General features: G+C 63.5%; 13 protein-coding genes, 1 tRNA gene and 2 rRNA genes (1 of these 16 running past the window's edge). 4 read left to right on the forward strand and 12 right to left on the reverse strand.

Annotated features, from left to right (window positions below; all coding sequences use genetic code 11):
- Positions 1-12: 12 nt before the first annotated feature.
- Both G6P88_RS08875 and G6P88_RS08880 read right to left on the reverse strand, forming a co-directional pair.
- On the reverse strand, positions 13-1,467 hold the full coding sequence (locus tag G6P88_RS08875; protein WP_165322825.1) for a flavin-containing monooxygenase: 1,455 nt from the start codon (positions 1,465-1,467) through the stop codon (positions 13-15).
- 150 nt (positions 1,468-1,617) lie between these two features.
- Positions 1,618-3,684: a S9 family peptidase gene (locus G6P88_RS08880; protein ID WP_165322826.1), complete on the reverse strand. Its 2,067-nt coding sequence runs from the start codon at positions 3,682-3,684 to the stop codon at positions 1,618-1,620.
- A 380-nt stretch (positions 3,685-4,064) separates the two neighbouring features.
- On the opposite strand from G6P88_RS08880, the gene G6P88_RS08885 reads away from it, so the two are divergent.
- On the forward strand, positions 4,065-5,756 hold the full coding sequence (locus tag G6P88_RS08885; RefSeq protein ID WP_206335905.1) for a radical SAM/SPASM domain-containing protein: 1,692 nt from the start codon (positions 4,065-4,067) through the stop codon (positions 5,754-5,756).
- Positions 5,757-5,764: 8 nt separating this feature from the next.
- Here G6P88_RS08885 and G6P88_RS08890 read toward each other — a convergent pair whose 3' ends face one another.
- From G6P88_RS08890 to G6P88_RS08905, 4 genes are all read right to left on the reverse strand, one after another.
- A complete protein-coding gene (locus G6P88_RS08890) occupies positions 5,765-6,748 on the reverse strand; it encodes a zinc-dependent alcohol dehydrogenase family protein (RefSeq protein ID WP_165322828.1) in 984 nt (327 codons plus the stop codon).
- 120 nt (positions 6,749-6,868) lie between these two features.
- Positions 6,869-7,765 (reverse strand): polyprenyl synthetase family protein, encoded by an 897-nt coding sequence (locus tag G6P88_RS08895; RefSeq protein WP_226946790.1) that lies wholly within the window; start codon positions 7,763-7,765, stop codon positions 6,869-6,871.
- A gap of 8 nt (positions 7,766-7,773) precedes the next feature.
- Positions 7,774-8,985 carry a 4-hydroxy-3-methylbut-2-enyl diphosphate reductase gene (ispH, locus tag G6P88_RS08900; protein WP_206335906.1) on the reverse strand — a complete coding sequence of 404 codons (1,212 nt, stop codon included), beginning with the start codon at positions 8,983-8,985 and terminating at the stop codon, positions 7,774-7,776.
- Positions 8,986-9,189: 204 nt separating this feature from the next.
- Positions 9,190-9,639 (reverse strand): DUF2141 domain-containing protein, encoded by a 450-nt coding sequence (locus G6P88_RS08905; RefSeq protein WP_165322830.1) that lies wholly within the window; start codon positions 9,637-9,639, stop codon positions 9,190-9,192.
- Between the two features lie 53 nt (positions 9,640-9,692).
- Between G6P88_RS08905 and crtY the strand changes: the two genes are divergently transcribed.
- From crtY to G6P88_RS08920, 3 genes are read left to right on the forward strand one after another with little or no spacing between them, the layout of a single operon-like run.
- Positions 9,693-10,838, forward strand: a complete 1,146-nt coding sequence (gene crtY, locus G6P88_RS08910; RefSeq protein ID WP_165322831.1) for a lycopene beta-cyclase CrtY — start codon at positions 9,693-9,695, stop codon at positions 10,836-10,838.
- Positions 10,835-12,301 (forward strand): phytoene desaturase, encoded by a 1,467-nt coding sequence (locus tag G6P88_RS08915; RefSeq protein ID WP_165322832.1) that lies wholly within the window; start codon positions 10,835-10,837, stop codon positions 12,299-12,301. The genes crtY and G6P88_RS08915 overlap by 4 nt, the downstream gene beginning before the upstream one ends.
- Positions 12,298-13,197 carry a phytoene/squalene synthase family protein gene (locus tag G6P88_RS08920; protein ID WP_165322833.1) on the forward strand — a complete coding sequence of 300 codons (900 nt, stop codon included), beginning with the start codon at positions 12,298-12,300 and terminating at the stop codon, positions 13,195-13,197. The genes G6P88_RS08915 and G6P88_RS08920 overlap by 4 nt, the downstream gene beginning before the upstream one ends.
- Here G6P88_RS08920 and G6P88_RS08925 read toward each other — a convergent pair.
- The 6 genes from G6P88_RS08925 to G6P88_RS08950 form a co-directional block, all read right to left on the reverse strand.
- Positions 13,180-13,896 (reverse strand): fatty acid desaturase, encoded by a 717-nt coding sequence (locus G6P88_RS08925; RefSeq protein ID WP_165322834.1) that lies wholly within the window; start codon positions 13,894-13,896, stop codon positions 13,180-13,182. The two genes, G6P88_RS08920 and G6P88_RS08925, sit on opposite strands and share 18 nt — an antisense overlap.
- 22 nt (positions 13,897-13,918) lie before the next feature.
- Positions 13,919-14,401, reverse strand: coding sequence for a sterol desaturase family protein (locus G6P88_RS08930; RefSeq protein ID WP_165322835.1), 483 nt, complete (start codon positions 14,399-14,401; stop codon positions 13,919-13,921).
- A 116-nt stretch (positions 14,402-14,517) separates the two neighbouring features.
- A complete protein-coding gene (locus G6P88_RS08935) occupies positions 14,518-14,658 on the reverse strand; it encodes a hypothetical protein (protein ID WP_165322836.1) in 141 nt (46 codons plus the stop codon).
- A 288-nt stretch (positions 14,659-14,946) separates the two neighbouring features.
- Positions 14,947-15,023 (reverse strand) — tRNA-Met (locus G6P88_RS08940).
- 80 nt (positions 15,024-15,103) lie between these two features.
- A 5S ribosomal RNA gene (gene rrf, locus G6P88_RS08945) occupies positions 15,104-15,218 on the reverse strand.
- Between the two features lie 105 nt (positions 15,219-15,323).
- Positions 15,324-16,468 (reverse strand): 23S ribosomal RNA (locus tag G6P88_RS08950); it runs 1,644 nt beyond the window's last position.

Below are 16,468 nucleotides of genomic sequence, written 5' to 3' on the forward strand. Positions count from 1 at the left end.
CCGGTTTCAGCCTCAGGCCCAGCTATATTCCTCGCGCTTCGGCGCACTCATCGCCTCGGCGAAGGCATCGTAGCTCCACGGCCAGGTCAGCGGCACGCCATTCTTGTCGAGATACCAGCTGGTGCAGCCCGATCCGAAGATCGTGTTGCGGGCGGCGTCGGCCCGGCGGCGGTCATAATCGGCATGGGCCTCACGCGTCGGCGCGACGGCCTTGGCCTCCCCTTCGACGATCGGTGCGATCAGCTGGGCGATATAGCCCCATTGCCGCTCCGCAATGTCGATCAGCGAGAAATTGCCGACAGGCCCGGTTGGTCCATTGAGCATGAAGAAATTGGGGAAACCCGGCAGAGTGACGGCATAATGGGCGGTGGGTCGTTCGCGCCAAAGCTCGTCGAGATCGGCACCATCTTCGCCCAGCACGACGGTGGGACGAATGAAGCGGTCGGCGCGAAAGCCTGTCGCCATCACGATCACGTCGAGCGCATGTTCGGTGCCATTCGCCATGCGTATGCCGGTCGCGGTGATGCGGTCGATCTTGCCGGTCTCGATCTCGACCGCCGGCCGCTGCGCTGCCTCATAATAGTTCCAGGAGTAGATCAGGCGCTTGCACGCAGCGCGATAGTTCGGCCGCAGCTTCTCTCGCAGCACAGGATCATGGACATTATTCTCGAGATTCTGGCGGCACAGCTCCTCGATCTCGCGCATCGCTTCGGAATCGGGATCGACCAGCCCCTTGTTGAAGCGCCGCACGCCGTTCCAATAGTCGTCGCCATAGCGGATCGCATCGATCTTCGCGACGTCGCTGCGGAAGGCGGCGCGGTCCTCGTCGCTATAGGGGAATTGCTGGACGGGCATGATCCACTGTGGCGAGCGTTGGAAATGGACAAGCTTCGCCGCGCGGGTCGACAGTGCCGTGACGATCTGGACGCCGGTGGAGCCATTGCCGATGACGCCGATCCGCTGCCCGTCGAGCGCCACGCTGTCATCCCAGCGCGCAGAGTGGAATAGTGCGCCCTGGAAGTCCGCCATGCCTTCGATCTCGGGCATGTTGATATGGTGGAGCACGCCCGAGGCGGCGATCACGATATCGGCCGCGTCGGCGCTTCCGTCGGCCAGCCGCAGGTGCCAGCGGCCGTCGCGCCAGATGCATTCGGTCACTTCGCGCTCGAGCTGGATCAGGTCGCGCACGCCGAAATCGTCGATCACCTTCTCGAAATAGTTCTTTATCTCGGGGCCGGGAGCGTAAAAGGCGCTCCAGTCGGCATGCGGCGCGAAGCTGTAGGTATAGCAATGCGCCGGCACGTCACAGGTCAGGCCGGGGTAGCGGTTCTCGCGCCAGGTGCCGCCGATCGTCGCCCCCTTCTCATAGACGGTGACGTCCTTCTGCCCCTGTTCCTTCAGCTTGATGGCCGCGAGGATGCCCGACATCCCCGCACCGATGACCACGAACCGCAACGCCTTTGCCATGTCGACCCTGTCCTTTTCTCTAACGGGGTCGGATCGGCCCGAAGCCAGGCCGCTTGCCGATCCTCTCCCATATGTGACTTGGGCATAACGAGCCCGCCGGGGTCGGGCATCGTCCGCTTCGACTAGGCTGAACGGCCTATGTCCGAGCGGTCAGGGGGCGGTCTTGGTCTTGGTTCCCGTGCGATAGCGGTCGAACCAGGCGATGATCGCCGCCGCCTTCGCCGCCGACTGCGAGGGACGCGCCGCGATTCCGCCATGGCTCGCCCCCGGCACCTTCACCAGTGCGGTCGGAACACCCTGTATCTGGAGCGCGGCATAATATTGCTCGGACTCGCTGACCGGCGTGCGATAATCCTCGCTGCCCACCACCACCAGCGTGGGGGTCTTCACATTGCCGACCAGGCTGAGCGGCGAGCGGCTCCAATAGCCCATCGGATCCTCCCAGGGCAGCTTGGGGAACCAGTAGCGCGACGTGAACAGCGTATTGTCCATCGTCAGCGCCTCGCTAACCCAGTTGATCACCGGCTTCTGGGTCGCGGCGCCGCGGAAGCGGTCGGTCTTGCCCACGATCCAGCTGGTCAGCACGCCGCCACCCGATCCGCCCGTCACGAACAGATTGTCGGGATCGGCAACGCCCGCCGCGATCGCCGCATCGACCGCCGCCATCAGGTCGCCATAGTCATCGCCCGGATATTTGTGGTGGATCAGTTGCGCAAACTGCTCGCCATAGGAAGTCGACCCGCGCGGATTGGTGTAGAGTACCGCATAGCCGGCCGCCGCATAGAGCTGGTCGTCGGTCGAGAAATGCGGGCCATAGGCGGTGTGCGGTCCACCATGGATTTCCAGGACCAGCGGCACCTTCTGCCCTGCCTGATAGCCGGGCGGTGTCACTAGCCAGGCCGGCTCTTCGCGGCCGTCCGGCGCCTTCACCGCCAGTTCGCGAACCTGTCCGAGGCTCTTATGCGCCAGGAAGTCGTCGTTGAGCGCGGTCAGCCGGCGCGCCTTGCCGCCGGACACGACGGACAGGTCGGCCGGGCGCAGCGCCGAACCGCTGGTGAAGGCGATGACCCCATTGCGCGAGACCGAGAAGTCGCCGCCGCTATAAGGCCGGTCGAAGCCGGTGCCGGTCAGGCCCGTCGCCAGTTCGGAGACCTTGCCGTCGAGCGTGATCCGCGCGACCCGGTTGACGCCGCGCTCGTCATATTGGGCATAGAGCGAGCGGCCGTCGGCGGCCCATTCGACCCGGTCGATGCTGCGATCGAGCCCAGCCGTGATTGCCCGCACGCCACTGCCGTCGCGGTTCATCACGTAGAGCAACGTGTTCTGATAGGAGAGACGACGGTCGTCATAGCCGAGATAGGCGATCCTGGCGCCGTCGGGCGAGACCACCGGTGCGATATCGGGGCCCCGCCGATCGGTCAGCGCGCGGATCGCACCGCTGGCAAGGTCGAGCGCGTAGATTTCGGGGTCGAACACCTCGCGCTGCCAGTCGGGCTTGCGCACCGCGCTGAACAGCAGCGACCGGCCGTCGGGCGACCACGACAGCGGCCCGCCATGCTGATAGTCGCCGCTGGTCAGCTGGCGCGACGGGCCGCCGTCCGCTGCGACGAGGAAGACATGATCATAGCCCGGCTCGACATAGCCGCCGCCATCGCTGCGATAGTCGATCCGATCGATCACCTCGAGCGGCTTGGCCCAGTCGGCGCCCTCGGGCTTGTCGGGCGCCTTGCCGAGCTTCATCGGCTCGCCCGGGACGCGCATGACATAGGCGATGCTCTTGCCGTCGGGTGACCATGTGATGGCGCTGGGGCTGTCAGGCAGTCCTGTCACGCGGACGGTGGCGTCCTCGGCGATCCAGCGGACGAACAGCTGGGCATTGCCCTTCGCATCGGCCGCGACATAGGCCAGCCGCCGTCCGTCTGGCGACCAGCGCGGCTGGCTCGCCCCCTCGACCAGCGGCCGTTGCCGACCGCTGGCGACGTCGACGAGCCAGATCGAGCCCTTCTGGCGATCGGTCATGATGTCGCCCTGCCGCCGCACATAGGCGACGCTGCGGCCATCGGGGCTGATCTGCGGATCCGCCGCGACCTGCAACGCGAATATGTCGCGCCCTTCGAAGCGGGAGGCGACGCCTCCGCCCCCCGCGTCCTGCGCGAGAAGCGGTGCGGCAAAAATGGAGGCACCCGCAAACAGGGCGAGCAGGGATGTCTTGAGCATGGCGTTCCTCGAACCGGTCAGCCCGACAGCGTCGCGCGTTTTGGAAGCCAGCTCAAGACCTTGCAATGGAGGCCACGGCTACCTCTTGGGACTCAAGGGCACTCGACGGGCGAAACGGCAAGCGTATCTGATCAAGAGACCGCAAATTCCGGAAATCACATCCATTTTGACGCAATTAGCCTGCTTGGAGGGTGTCGTTTACCCGTGATTAACCCTGTTTCCGTAGCTCGAAGGAAGGTCCTGCACGAGTAAAATCCATGGAAAATCATTCCTTTACGATTCCCATTCTGGATCTGGACGGCAGTGGGGAGTCCGACGCTCGGAGTGATGACTGGCAATCCCCTGGCCCCTCGCCACTATCAGATTTCAATCGACTGATATTGGAAGACGACCATGAGAAATCGCTGCTCGTCGAGGCCTTGGTACGACGACTGGAGATGCTGGAGCTCGACCTCTCCAATCCAGAACCGCTCATAGAAGTCCTGGAGCTTCAGCCGCGCGTAGCGCGTATCGCGCTCGAAATCGTGCGCATGGCAAATGGCATGACAAACGAGGACGATCTTGCACATCTCGGTGATGCCATCGTTCTGCTGTCGGCCGCTCTGCTTGCTGCGGAGGGGGCGCGGGACAAGGCGGATATCTTGCTCATCCGGGCCACCCACCTACGGCCTAACCTCGCATTCGGCAATGCCGCCGCGCAACTTCGCTATCTGGTCCTTCCGGATACGACCAGCGTCATCGAACTCCTCTTCGGGCAATTGCTGGATGGTCTTGATCATCCTGAAATATGGGCTGCGATGCCCGCAGTGACGTCGCGCTTTCCGCAGCTCACGGCAGAGATCGAAAGCTACACAGCGAACGAACTGAAATTCTATACCGAGATGTGGGCCGTAGTTCATTCGGTCTGCATTGCCGCCCAGGGGCATGTGGAAGAGGCTCTGCAAAAGCTGGAGCCGATCGCGGTCGCACATAGCCAGTCGACGCTGGTCCAGGGGGCCTATTTCTATCTGAAGTCGCTCAAGCATCCCGGCGACACCAGGTTCGACCTGACGGATCGGTTCTGCGCTGCACCGTTCGAGGTTCTCGATGTTCTGGACGGGAAAAGTCATCTCTGCTGCGCCAGCTGGCTACCGGAATCTGTCGGCGATCCCGCTCAAGAATCGTGGCAGGATGTCTGGAATTCCGACGCAGCGCAGGCGATCCGGACCAGCATTCATGACGGCAGCTATCGCTTCTGCAACAAGACCGCTTGCCCCTTGATCGCGGGAAACACGTTGCCGGCCAAGAGCGAGGTCGCGGCCAGATCGACGGTCATGGCTGGCATCGTCGAGCACACGCAGACCTTGCTGGCTCACGGTCCGCGCCGGGTGAATCTTGCCTATGACATGACGTGTAATCTTTCCTGCCCGAGTTGCCGCACGGAGGTCATAGCCGCCGGTCCCCGGCGCAGAGCACGGTTCGATCGGTTGCAGGAAGAGGCTATTCTTCCCATGCTCAAGCATTGCGAGCTGGTGTTCGTCACGGGGTCCGGCGACCCGTTCGCCAGCAAGAATTTTCGCAATCTCATGCATCGCCTGGACGCGGAAGCCTATCCCGACCTCCGCTTCCTGCTCATGACCAACGCGATGCTACTGACCCCGCGCGAATGGGAGCGCTTTCCTGCACTTCACGGTCGTGTCGCCCACCTTCGCATCAGCCTCGACGCCGCGAGCGGCCCGGTCCACGAAAGCATTCGCCGCGGCGCCCGCTGGGACGTGATGGAGCGCAACCTGGCCTTCGCTGCAGGTCTGCGCGCCGCCGGCGAAGTCGACGCGCTTGAGTTCGTGTTCACCGTTCAGGCTGAGAATTTCCATGAGATGCCCGATTTCGTGGATCTGGGCATTCGGCACGGTGCCGACCATGTCGGCTTTTCGCGCCTCACCAATTGGGGAACATTCTCCGCGGCCGAATATGCCAGCCGGGCGGTCTTCATGCCCACCCATCCGGACCATGACGCGTTTCGCGATACGCTTCGGGATCCGCGCATGCGCCATCCCTCCGTTCTGCTGAATGATCTGGCGGAGTTTCGCTGACCGCCGGCTCACAAAGTGACAACGACCTTCCCCACTTGCTCGCCGCTGCGCAGGCGCACATAGGCGTCCCGCCAGTCGGCGAAGGCGAAGCGCTGGTCGATCACGGGGCGGAGGCGGCCGCTCGCCAGCATCGGAGCGATCACGGCTACGGCGCGGGCCCGTTGCACCGGATCGTGAGAGAAGTTGGGCGTCGAATAGGCGTGCAGGCGCAGGTCGCCGCGTACACCCGCGATCAGCGGGAGTCGGACCTCGGAATCGCCCGACAGATTGCCATAGGCATAGATCGTCGCTCCGGGAGCGAGCGCCGACGCGTAGCGCGCAACGAGGTCGCCGCAGACGGCATCATAGGACAGCCGCACGGGCCGGCCGCCCGCAGCGTCCCGGATGGCGCGCGCCAGATCCTCGATCTCATCGGTCGCGATCACCGCGTCATAGCCCAAGGCCAGCAAGCCCGCGCTCTTGGTCGACCGGCGCGTCAGGCCGATCACATGGGCGCCCCGACTCCTGGCCAGCTGGCAGGCGCCGATGGCGGCACTGCTCGATGCCGCCGAGACGAGAACGACTTCGCCCGGTTCGACCGGGGTGAGTTCGAATAGCGGAAAATAGGCAGTCAGATATTGCATCCAGGCGCTGCAGCCCTCGGCGGCATCGAGCGATGCAGGCCATGGCGCCAGCCACTCCGCCGGCGTCACCGCCCAGCTGCCGTTTACCCCATAGGTATCGTTGGCGAAGGGGATCGAGCTCACCCTGTCGCCCACGGCAAAGCCGGTCACGCCCGGTCCAACCGCATCGACGACGCCGCAGGCTTCATAGCCAAGACGGACGCCATCGCGGCGGGGGACATAATGGCGGTCGTCCATGAACAGCAGCTCGGATCGGTTCAGTGCAAAGGCCAAAACATGATAGCGCACCTCGCCCGCCCGCGGGGTCGGCGGCGCCAATCTCTCCAGATGAAGCGCGCCGTCCCGATAGCAGATCACGGTGTCGGCCACTCTTCATCCTCCTCGCCTTCGCCGGCCCAGATGGCCGCTGCGGGAGTGATGACCGGTGCCCGGCCGATTTCAATGTCGCAAAGGGGCGCCGTCATTGCCGCGACCGCAACGACGCAGCGGTCAGCGATCCCGATGGATGCTGAAATGGGCGATCGACCGCAACAGCTCGGCCGACGGTCCGAAAGGTTCGAGGCTGGATACCGCGCGGTCGATGAGGTCGCTCGCATAGCTGCGCGCACTGTCGCGTCCAAGCATGCGAACGAGGGTTTGCTTGCCTTGTTCGTCGTCCTTGCGGAGTCGCTTGCCCACGGTGCGTTCATCGCCCTCGACGTCGAGCAGATCATCGGCGATCTGAAAGGCGAGGCTGACACATTGGGCGTAGTGCGACAGCGCCGCACGCTGGTCGGCATCGGCCGCGCCGAGAGCCGCGCCTGCGCCCACGCACCAGCCGATCATCGCGCCGGTCTTCAGTTGCTGAAGCTGGACGACCGCGTCCTTGTCGAGCGTCGTATCGACGGCGGCCATGTCCATCATCTGTCCGCTGGCCATTCCCGACGCGCCAGCCGAGGAGGCGAGCGTCGAAATCAGTTCGGCACGCACCAGAGGATCGGCATGCGTTTCGGGCCGCGCCAGGAGCCCGAAAGCGAGCGCCAGCAGCGCGTCTCCCGCAAGCACTGCCGTCGCCTCGTCGAACCGCTTGTGCAGCGTCGGCCGGCCCCGGCGGAGATCGTCGTCATCCATGCATGGCAGGTCGTCATGGACCAGCGAATGGACATGGACGCATTCGACCGCAACGCCGGCGAGGAGTGCATTTTGCGGCGCGACGTCGAACAACCGCGCCGAGGCAGCCACCAGCAGCGGCCGCATCCGCTTGCCGCCACCGATCGCGGCATAGCGCATCGCTTCGTAGAGTCGCTCGCTCGCACCGGGCGGGGTCGCCAATATGTCGGCGAACACCGCGTCGACAGAATCCGATATCTGCCGCATCGCGGCCGGCAGGTCCTGGTCGGTCAACATCTCGATCGTCATACAACGGCCACCCGCTTGAAGGTCATCGACTCCGCCTCCGCATCCATCTCGCTGATCGAGAGCCTGAATCTCCCGGCCAAGGCGGAAAGAACCTGGTCGACGCTGTCCGCTGGCGTCGATGCGGCGGCGGACACGCCGACGATGGCGCATCCTTCGAGACTTTGAAAGCAGATCGCATCGCAGGTCGCGACGAGTTGAACCGACGCGCATCCGGCGGCGCGCGCCGTATCGGCGAGCCGGCAGGCATTGGACGAGAAATCCTCTCCCACGATCAGCATGGCGTCGACCGTGCCTGCAAGGTGCCGGACAGCCGCCTGTCGGGCCGTGGTGGCGTAGCAAATATCGCTGCTGCGCGGTTCGGCCAGATCGCTGAAGCGCACCCGCAGCGCCTCTACCAGCAGGCTCGCATCCTCGACCGAATAGGTCGTCTGAATGGCATAGGCCATCGGATGGTCGGAAGGCTGGGGAAGATCCGCTATCTGCGCGACACTGTGGACCACGGTTGCGCCCTCGGGCGGGATCTGGCCGAGCGTTCCGATGATCTCGGGATGGTCGGCATGGCCGATCAACACGATGTGGCGGCCATCCCGCTGATGACGGATCACCTCGCGATGGACCTTCGCAACCAGGGGGCAGGTCGCGTCGACCAGCGTCAACGCCCGATCACGCCCCTCGCGCCAGACGCGCCGGGGCGCGCCATGGGCGGACAGGATTGCAACCTCGCCCTCGGGTATGTCGGAAAGCTCTTCCACGAAGATTGCGCCGCGTCGCTCGAGATCCCCGATCACCGCGCGGTTATGGACAATGGCATGGCGTACATAGACGGGCGCCCCGTGATGGGCGATGGCATCGGTCACCGCATCGATGGCACGCACGACTCCTGCACAGAAGCCACGCGGAGCAGCCAGCACGACCTTCAGATGCGGCAGCCGCTCTGCGGTCGGTCCGGCGAGGATTGTCGATAGCGGCAGGACGGACATCGGCACCTCGCTGAAGCGAATGAACAAGTGGCCTGCTGCCGGCTTGATGGCCCCCGAGATAATCGTCTGCAGAATAACCCTACTTCTCGCTTCAAGTCGAGAGGGCTGAGACAATGGTAGACTGGCGCCCACTGTGATCGGCGAAGCGATCGGTGTAGTCCAGGACTTGCTCCCTCGCCCGGACCTTCCTGCCGCAGACTTCTCCCCGATTCGATCGGTGTTGATCAAGAAGAAGAGCGCGATTGCAAACCTGCGCCCGCGCACTGACCTTATTTCTCAGATCTTCAACCCTCGGCTGATCTTCCCCCGTGTCTTGTGCCATTCCGGCCGGTGGAAACATGCTATCTCGGTGGCCACCAAACCAGCACCAGGCTGAGAGCAACGGCCCGATCCTCGCTCCGGTTCCAATGCCCTAAGGTACAGGTGCCTGATTCAGAGCAGATAGCGGACTTTGATCGTCTCACTATTCTGTCCGGCCTTCACATCGATGCGTGCCGCATCGAACCGGGGCGGGCCAAAGCCGATCTTGGGATTTCGCGAGAAGCCGAAACCTTCCCGGGGAATGGACATTGTCTTGTCGAGGCGCGCATTCGCATTCTCATCATGAAAAAGCGAAATGGCGTAGAGCCCGGGTTGGAGCGCGGTCAGGGTGAAGCAATGTTCAGGCCCAGCGCCGACCGGCATTTCCCGACGGACCGAAGCCCCTTCCTTGCAGTCGGGAAAAGCCGCCACCTCGCGTGCCAGGCATAGGCGCACCATGCCTCGCGTGCTACGCAGTCCCTCCAGACACAGCCGAAGCTCGGCGGTAGCGGCATGGCCGGCCTCCGTGCCGAATGCCGCCGCGACGATAAGGGCCGTCCATTGATATCCGCGCTTCGCCATCTTCCTGCCCTTCTTTCCGCCTGCCCATGCCGTGAAACGATACGGAGCGCTGCATGAAACGGCGTGTCCTGCTTCTGGGCGGCGGCCTCGCCGGAGGGCTTAGCGCACTCGCCCTCCATGCGAGAAGGGGCGATGTGGAGCCAATCCTGATCGAACGGGATGCGTCCTTCGGTGGCAACCACATCTGGTCGTTCTTCGATCAGGACGTGGACGCCGCCCATCGCTGGCTCGTCGACGCGGTGGGCCCGACGCGCTGGCCCTCGCACCGCATCGCCTTCCCGGCGAGGCAGCGGCAGCTGCGTTTAGGCTACAACAGCCTGCGGTCGTCCAAACTTCACGACATATTGCTCCGGACCCTGCCCGCCGAGTCCTTGCGCTTGGGCCGGGACGCAGTCGAGGTGACGCCGGAGGGCGTCCGGCTGTCCGATGGCGAGACGATTGCCGCCGACGCGGTGGTCGACGCGCGCGGCGGCGGTCCGATCGACGGACTTCCGCTGGGTTGGCAGAAGTTCGTCGGCCGCCACCTGCGCTTCGCCACGCCCCATGGCGTGGCCGAGCCGATGATCATGGACGCCGAGGTCGATCAGTCCGATGGCTATCGCTTCGTCTATCTCCTTCCCTTCACCGCCACCGAATTGCTGGTCGAGGATACCTATTACAGCCTCGATCCAACGCTGGACGTCCCTTTGCTGCGGCAGCGGATCGACGCCTATGTCGAGGATCGGATCGATCGGACGTTCGAGACGGTAGGCGAGGAGACGGGCGTGCTGCCGATCGTCCTGGGGGGCAGGCTCGAAGCGCTCTGGCCGGACGACTGCCCGTTAGGACGGATTGGGATGCGTGGCGGCTTCTTCCATCCTACCACAGGTTATTCGGTGCCGGATGCGGTAGCCAATGCGATGCTGCTGACCGAGGCATCCGATATGACCACGTCGGGGCTCCGACGGCTGCTCCACGACCGTGCCAAGCGCCTCTGGCGTGAACGCGGCTTCTACAGGATGTTGAACCGCATGCTCTTCCACGCCGCCCCACCCGCACAGCGCTATCGCGTGCTCGAGCATTTCTATCACCTGCCCGAGGCGAGCGTGGCCCGCTTCTACGCCGCGCGTCTGACCGCGCTCGACAAGTTGCGTACCCTCAGCGGAAAGCCGCCGGTCGGCATCCTTGCGGCGCTCTCCGCGATCGGAGGCCGGGCATGAAGACGGCAGCGGTCATCGGTTCGGGCTTCGGCGGCCTGGCGCTCGCGATCCGGCTCCAGTCGGCGGGGATCGCGACCACGATCTACGAAGCGCGCGACCGGCCGGGCGGCCGGGCCTATTATTGGGAAAAGGACGGCCATATCTTCGATGCCGGGCCGACCGTCATCACCGATCCGGATTGCCTGCAGCAACTCTGGGCGCTGAGTGGCGCCGACATGGCAAAGGATGTCGACCTCGTCCCCGTACAGCCCTTCTACCGTCTGTCCTGGCCCGACGGATCGACCTTCGACTATGACAATGACGATGCGGCGCTCGAGCGTCAGATCGCTGCGCTCGATCCCGCCGACGTTGCAGGCTATCGCCGCTTTCTCGACTATTCGGCGGGCGTCTTCGAGGAAGGCTATCGCAAGCTCGGCACGGTCGCCTTTCTCGACTTCGCCTCGATGCTCAGGGCCGCCCCGCAGCTGGCGCGCTATCAGGCCTGGCGGTCGGTCTACTCGATGGTGTCGAGCTTCATCCGCAACGAGAAGCTGCGTGAAGCCTTCTCCTTTCACACCCTGCTGGTCGGCGGCAACCCGATGACGACCAGCGCCATCTATGCCCTGATCCACAAGCTAGAAAAGGATGGCGGCGTCTGGTTCGCGAAGGGGGGCACCAACGCACTGATCCGCGGCATGGTGCGGCATTTCGAACGGCTGGGCGGTGTGCTGCGGCTCGACGATCCGGTCGTGAACATTGGCACCGGAGAAGGCCGCGCGCGCGGCGTGATCACGCGCTCCGGACACAGCGCGCGCTATGACGCGGTCGCCTCCAACGCCGACGTGGTTTCGACCTACGGGTTGCTCAGCGACGAGCGCAAGCAGCGCAAGCTGAAGGCCAAGCGCTTCTCGCCATCGCTGTTCGTGGTGCATTTCGGCACGACCGGCGACTGGCCCGACGTACCGCACCATTCTATCGTCTTCGGTCCGCGCTATCGTGGGCTGCTCGACGACATCTACAAGGGCGGAAAGCTCGCCGCCGACCCGTCGCTCTATCTTCACCATCCAACGGCCACCGACCCGTCGATGGCCCCTGCCGGTCACTCGACCTTCTACGTCCTCGCGCCGGTGCCGCATCTGGGCAAGGCCAATGTCGACTGGGAGGTCGAGGGGCCGCGGTATCGCGATCAGATATTGTCGATCCTAGAGCAGCGTTTCATGCCCGGCCTGCGCGAGCGGATCACGACGATGTTCCATTATACGCCGTTCGATTTCCGCGACGACCTGGCCGCGCATCTGGGCTCGGCCTTCAGCCTGGAGCCGGTGCTCACCCAGAGCGCCTGGTTCCGCGTCCACAATCGCGATCCCGACATAGGCAGCCTCTATTTCGTCGGGGCGGGCACCCACCCAGGCGCGGGCATTCCCGGCGTCGTGGGAAGCGCGAAAGCCACCGCGGCCCTGATGATCGAAGACCTTGCCGAATGACAAGCGGCCTGCAGCAGGGGGCATTGCCAGGCCGCGAAGATCTGGTCGCATGGGCCGGATCGACGATCCGGCTCGGCTCGCGCTCCTTCTTCATGGCCAGCCAGCTCTTCGACCGCGCCACGCGCGAGCGAGCGTGGCTGCTTTACGCATGGTGCCGACATTGCGACGATCTCTGCGATGGGCAGGAACTGGGCGGTGCGCTGAGCCCCAGCGACGCTGACGTCATCGAGGAACTGCGCCGGGAAACGCATCGCGCGCTGGCAGGGGATGTTTCGGTTGCAGCCCCCTATCGCGCGCTCGCCTCGGTCGCGGCCGAGCGGCGTCTCCCGGTCCGCTATATCGACGACCATCTCGAGGGGTTTGCGCTCGACTGTGCAGGCTGGACGCCCGAGACCGAGGCCGATCTGTTGCGCTATTGCTATCATGTCGCGGGCACGGTCGGCTGCATGATGGCGGTCGTTATGGGGGTCGACCCCGACGACGACGCCACGCTGGACACCGCCTGCGCACTCGGCCTGTCCTTCCAACTGGGCAATATCGCGCGCGACGTGGCCGAGGATCATGCAGGCGGCCGATGCTATCTGCCGAGTGCCTGGATGGAGGAATTCGGGGTCGATCCCGCCGATCCGATGAACCCGACGCGGCGCGATGCACTGGTGGCGCTTGTGGGGCGCATCGTCGACCTCTCGCTGCTGTATGAGGAGCGGGCGATGGCGGGGATCGCCCGCCTCGACTTTCGCTCGCGCTGGGCGATCCACAGCGCCCGGTCGATCTATGGCGGCATCGGCCGGGAAGTAGCGGCGCGGGGTGCCCGGGCCTGGGATGAGCGAGTGGTCCTCTCGACGCCACGCAAGCTGGCAATCGTAGCGCGGTCTTTGCTACGCGCCGCCGCCTGAGCGCCTGGCCGCGTCAGCTATCGCCCGCCGCCGCGCCGCCGGCAGGCCCCACCATGGGACGTGCGGCCAGCGGTGATGCTCGTGATGATACCCAAAATGGTAGCAGCTGAGCAGCGACGCCCAGACAGGCACATCGGCGCTGCGTGCCCGATGCCGGTCAACGAAATCATCCCCCGCACGATGCGGCATATAGGTGCCAAAGAAGAACAGCTGCATCGAAGACAGGATCGAGGGCAGCGCCCAGAACAGCAACAGATTCTCGTAGCGGGCGCCGAACAGGAACAGATAGACGCCAATGATCGCCGACATCACCGCGAGTTCGCGCAGGCCGAAATATTGGCGGAAAAAGGCGCCGTACCAGCGTAAGACGCTGCGCGGCGCGGGCGCGTGAAAGTCGGGATCCTCGGCCGTACCGGCGTGGCGGTGGTGCGCCATATGCTTCGGCAACAGCCGATCGAAGGAAAAGCCCGCATAGACGAATAGGCACAGCCGTCCGATCGCCCGGCCCAATGCCGGCAGCCCCGGTGCAAGCGAGCCGTGCATCGCGTCATGCGCGACGATGAAAAGCCCCACGCTGAGCCAGCACAGCAGCAGGATAACCGACGCCGTCATCCACAGCGGCGTCTCACCGACATCGATCAGGAAGACCGACCAGATATGCAGACCGGCCCAGCTCCCGAGCACGAGGCCCGCGAGCATGAGGCCGCGAGTTGGCGGAACATCATCCACGACGGCGCTGCCGGTTATGGCGTAGCTGCTCCGCCAGCGTCCTGAGCGGCGGCGCATAAAGGAAACCGAAGGACACGGCTCCGTCACGCCCCTGGGTTGCATGATGCAGATGGTGCGAGCGGACGAGATGACGGAAATAGCCATTCATCCGATCGAAATGCAGCGGCAGGCGACGATGCACGAGTCCGTCGTGCAACACGGCGTAGAGCGCTCCGTACAGGGTCATTCCAACCCCGATCCAGTAGCCGGGGCTGTCGAACGGTTCGCTCATGAGAAGCGCAACACTTACCACCGCAAAGAACAGGCCATACAGATCGTTGAGCTCGAGCCACCCGCCGGAGCGAACATGGTGGGAGCGATGCAGAACCCATCCGGGTCCGTGCATGACATAGCGATGCACCGCCCAGGCGACCATCTCCATCGCCACCGTGACGAGCAGCGCCACGAGCCCCCCCTGCCAAAGGGAGAGGCTCATGTCCTGGCCGTCACTGGCGTGAGAAAAATCAACATCATATTGCGAGCATAGCCGAAACCGGCCCTTCTCGCAGGTGGATTTGTGGGAAGTGTTGTTGTGGAGCCCGGGCGGGCGTTTCAGCTGCCGGTATTGCTATCCCCGGCGCCACCGTTGAACGTTTCCGTCGCTTCGGAAAGGTCGATGACTGTCAATTCTGGCGCTGTCCAGATCGCGCCTTTCAGCGTGAGTTCCTGATCCATGGGGGTCTCGTCGCTCATAATTTCTGCATCCTTCGTCGCTTGGCGGATTGCGCGAGTTCGCGCCGGCCCGATCGGGCGATAGCGCCAAATGTTGCTCGGGGATAGTCGGACCTAAGCCGCTTTTCGGACGTCCGATGCGGGAGGAAGCGGAGCTCGCATATCATGCGAGCTAATGTGTAGTGAAGCCTTCGCCCACGAGCGAACGATCCTTGCCGCACCATCGACAATGGAGTGCCCGGAAACGAGCGGAGCCCGGTGCGCTTGAGCTACCGGGGTGGATGTTGGGGTGGTGGTGTATATTTGAGTTGGTTGCGGGGGCAGGATTTGAACCTGCGGCCTTCAGGTTATGAGCCTGACGAGCTACCGGGCTGCTCCACCCCGCGCCAAGGAGGTATCAGGATGTCAGGTTTTGGCCTGAGGCCTGAGTGTCATTATGAATGGGTATGGATACGCGGTCGACAAAGCCTGGCGACGCCCTACTCTTCCACCGCTTAAGCGCTAGTACCATCGGCGCAGTCTGGTTTCACGTCCGAGTTCGGGATGGGATCGGGTGGGTCACAGACGCTATGGCCACCAAGCTATGTGGACCGCGTATCATTGTTCTAGAAACCGTGCAGATATTTGATGCTGTATGTAGATCCGCCACCATTGGACATCAGGATTGATGTTGATGGTGGGGTTCTCGAAGCGCGAATAGAGCAATTAGTATCGGTTAGCTCCATGGGTTACCCCACTTCCACATCCGATCTATCAAGGTCGTGGTCTTCGACCGCTCTAAGATATCTTATCTTGAGGGAGGCTTCCCGCTTAGATGCTTTCAGCGGTTATCCCGTCCATACATAGCTACCCTGCTGCGCGGCTGGCGCCACGACAGGTCCACCAGAGGTATGTTCAACCCGGTCCTCTCGTACTAGGGTCAACTCCTCTCAAATATCGACGCCCACGGCAGATAGGGACCAAACTGTCTCGCGACGTTCTGAACCCAGCTCACGTACCACTTTAATTGGCGAACAGCCAAACCCTTGGGACCTGCTCCAGCCCCAGGATGTGATGAGCCGACATCGAGGTGCCAAACAACCCCGTCGATATGAGCTCTTGGGGGTTATCAGCCTGTTATCCCCGGCGTACCTTTTATCCGTTGAGCGATGGCCCTTCCACGAGGGACCACCGGATCACTATGACCGACTTTCGTCTCTGCTCGACTTGTCAGTCTCGCAGTCAGGCTGGCTTATGCCATTGCACTCTAACAGCCGGTTTCCAACCGGCCTGAGCCAACCTTCGCGCGCCTCCGTTACTCTTTGGGAGGCGACCGCCCCAGTCAAACTACCCGCCACAGAGGGTCCCTGAACCAGTTTCATGGTTCGAGGTTAGACATCAGAAAACAACAGGGTGGTATTTCACCTATGGCTCCACCTGGGCTGGCGCCCTGGCTTCAAAGCCTCCCACCTATGCTACACAATTCTTTCCTAATGCCACTCTGAAGCTGCAGTAAAGGTGCACGGGGTCTTTCCGTCTAACCGCGGGTACTCCGCATCTTCACGGAGAATTCAATTTCGCTGAGCATGTGCTGGAGACAGTGGGGAAGTCGTTACGCCATTCGTGCAGGTCGGAACTTACCCGACAAGGAATTTCGCTACCTTAGGACCGTTATAGTTACGGCCGCCGTTTACCTGGGCTTCATTTCGGAGCTTGCACCCCTCCACTTAACCTTCAGGCACCGGGCAGGCGTCAGACCCTATACGTCGTCTTGAAGCCGACTTAGCAGAGCCCTGTGTTTTTGCTAAACAGTCGCTACCCCCTGGCCTGTGCCCCCCATAAGTGCTTGCGC

It is taken from the genome of Rhizorhabdus phycosphaerae (assembly GCF_011044255.1).
Classification (GTDB): Bacteria; Pseudomonadota; Alphaproteobacteria; order Sphingomonadales; family Sphingomonadaceae; genus Rhizorhabdus; species Rhizorhabdus phycosphaerae.

Excerpts from the sequence above, each read along its gene's own strand:
- G6P88_RS08875 (WP_165322825.1), bottom strand. The coding sequence starts at position 1,467 with ATGGCAAAGGCGTTGCGGTTCGTGGTCATCGGTGCGGGGATGTCGGGC.
- G6P88_RS08880 (WP_165322826.1), bottom strand. The coding sequence starts at position 3,684 with ATGCTCAAGACATCCCTGCTCGCCCTGTTTGCGGGTGCCTCCATTTTT.
- G6P88_RS08895 (WP_226946790.1), bottom strand. The coding sequence starts at position 7,765 with ATGTTGACCGACCAGGACCTGCCGGCCGCGATGCGGCAGATATCGGAT.
- G6P88_RS08905 (WP_165322830.1), bottom strand. The coding sequence starts at position 9,639 with ATGGCGAAGCGCGGATATCAATGGACGGCCCTTATCGTCGCGGCGGCA.
- crtY (WP_165322831.1), top strand. The coding sequence starts at position 9,693 with ATGAAACGGCGTGTCCTGCTTCTGGGCGGCGGCCTCGCCGGAGGGCTT.
- G6P88_RS08915 (WP_165322832.1), top strand. The coding sequence starts at position 10,835 with ATGAAGACGGCAGCGGTCATCGGTTCGGGCTTCGGCGGCCTGGCGCTC.
- G6P88_RS08920 (WP_165322833.1), top strand. The coding sequence starts at position 12,298 with ATGACAAGCGGCCTGCAGCAGGGGGCATTGCCAGGCCGCGAAGATCTG.
- G6P88_RS08925 (WP_165322834.1), bottom strand. The coding sequence starts at position 13,896 with ATGCTCGCGGGCCTCGTGCTCGGGAGCTGGGCCGGTCTGCATATCTGG.
- G6P88_RS08930 (WP_165322835.1), bottom strand. The coding sequence starts at position 14,401 with ATGAGCCTCTCCCTTTGGCAGGGGGGGCTCGTGGCGCTGCTCGTCACG.
- G6P88_RS08935 (WP_165322836.1), bottom strand. The coding sequence starts at position 14,658 with ATGAGCGACGAGACCCCCATGGATCAGGAACTCACGCTGAAAGGCGCG.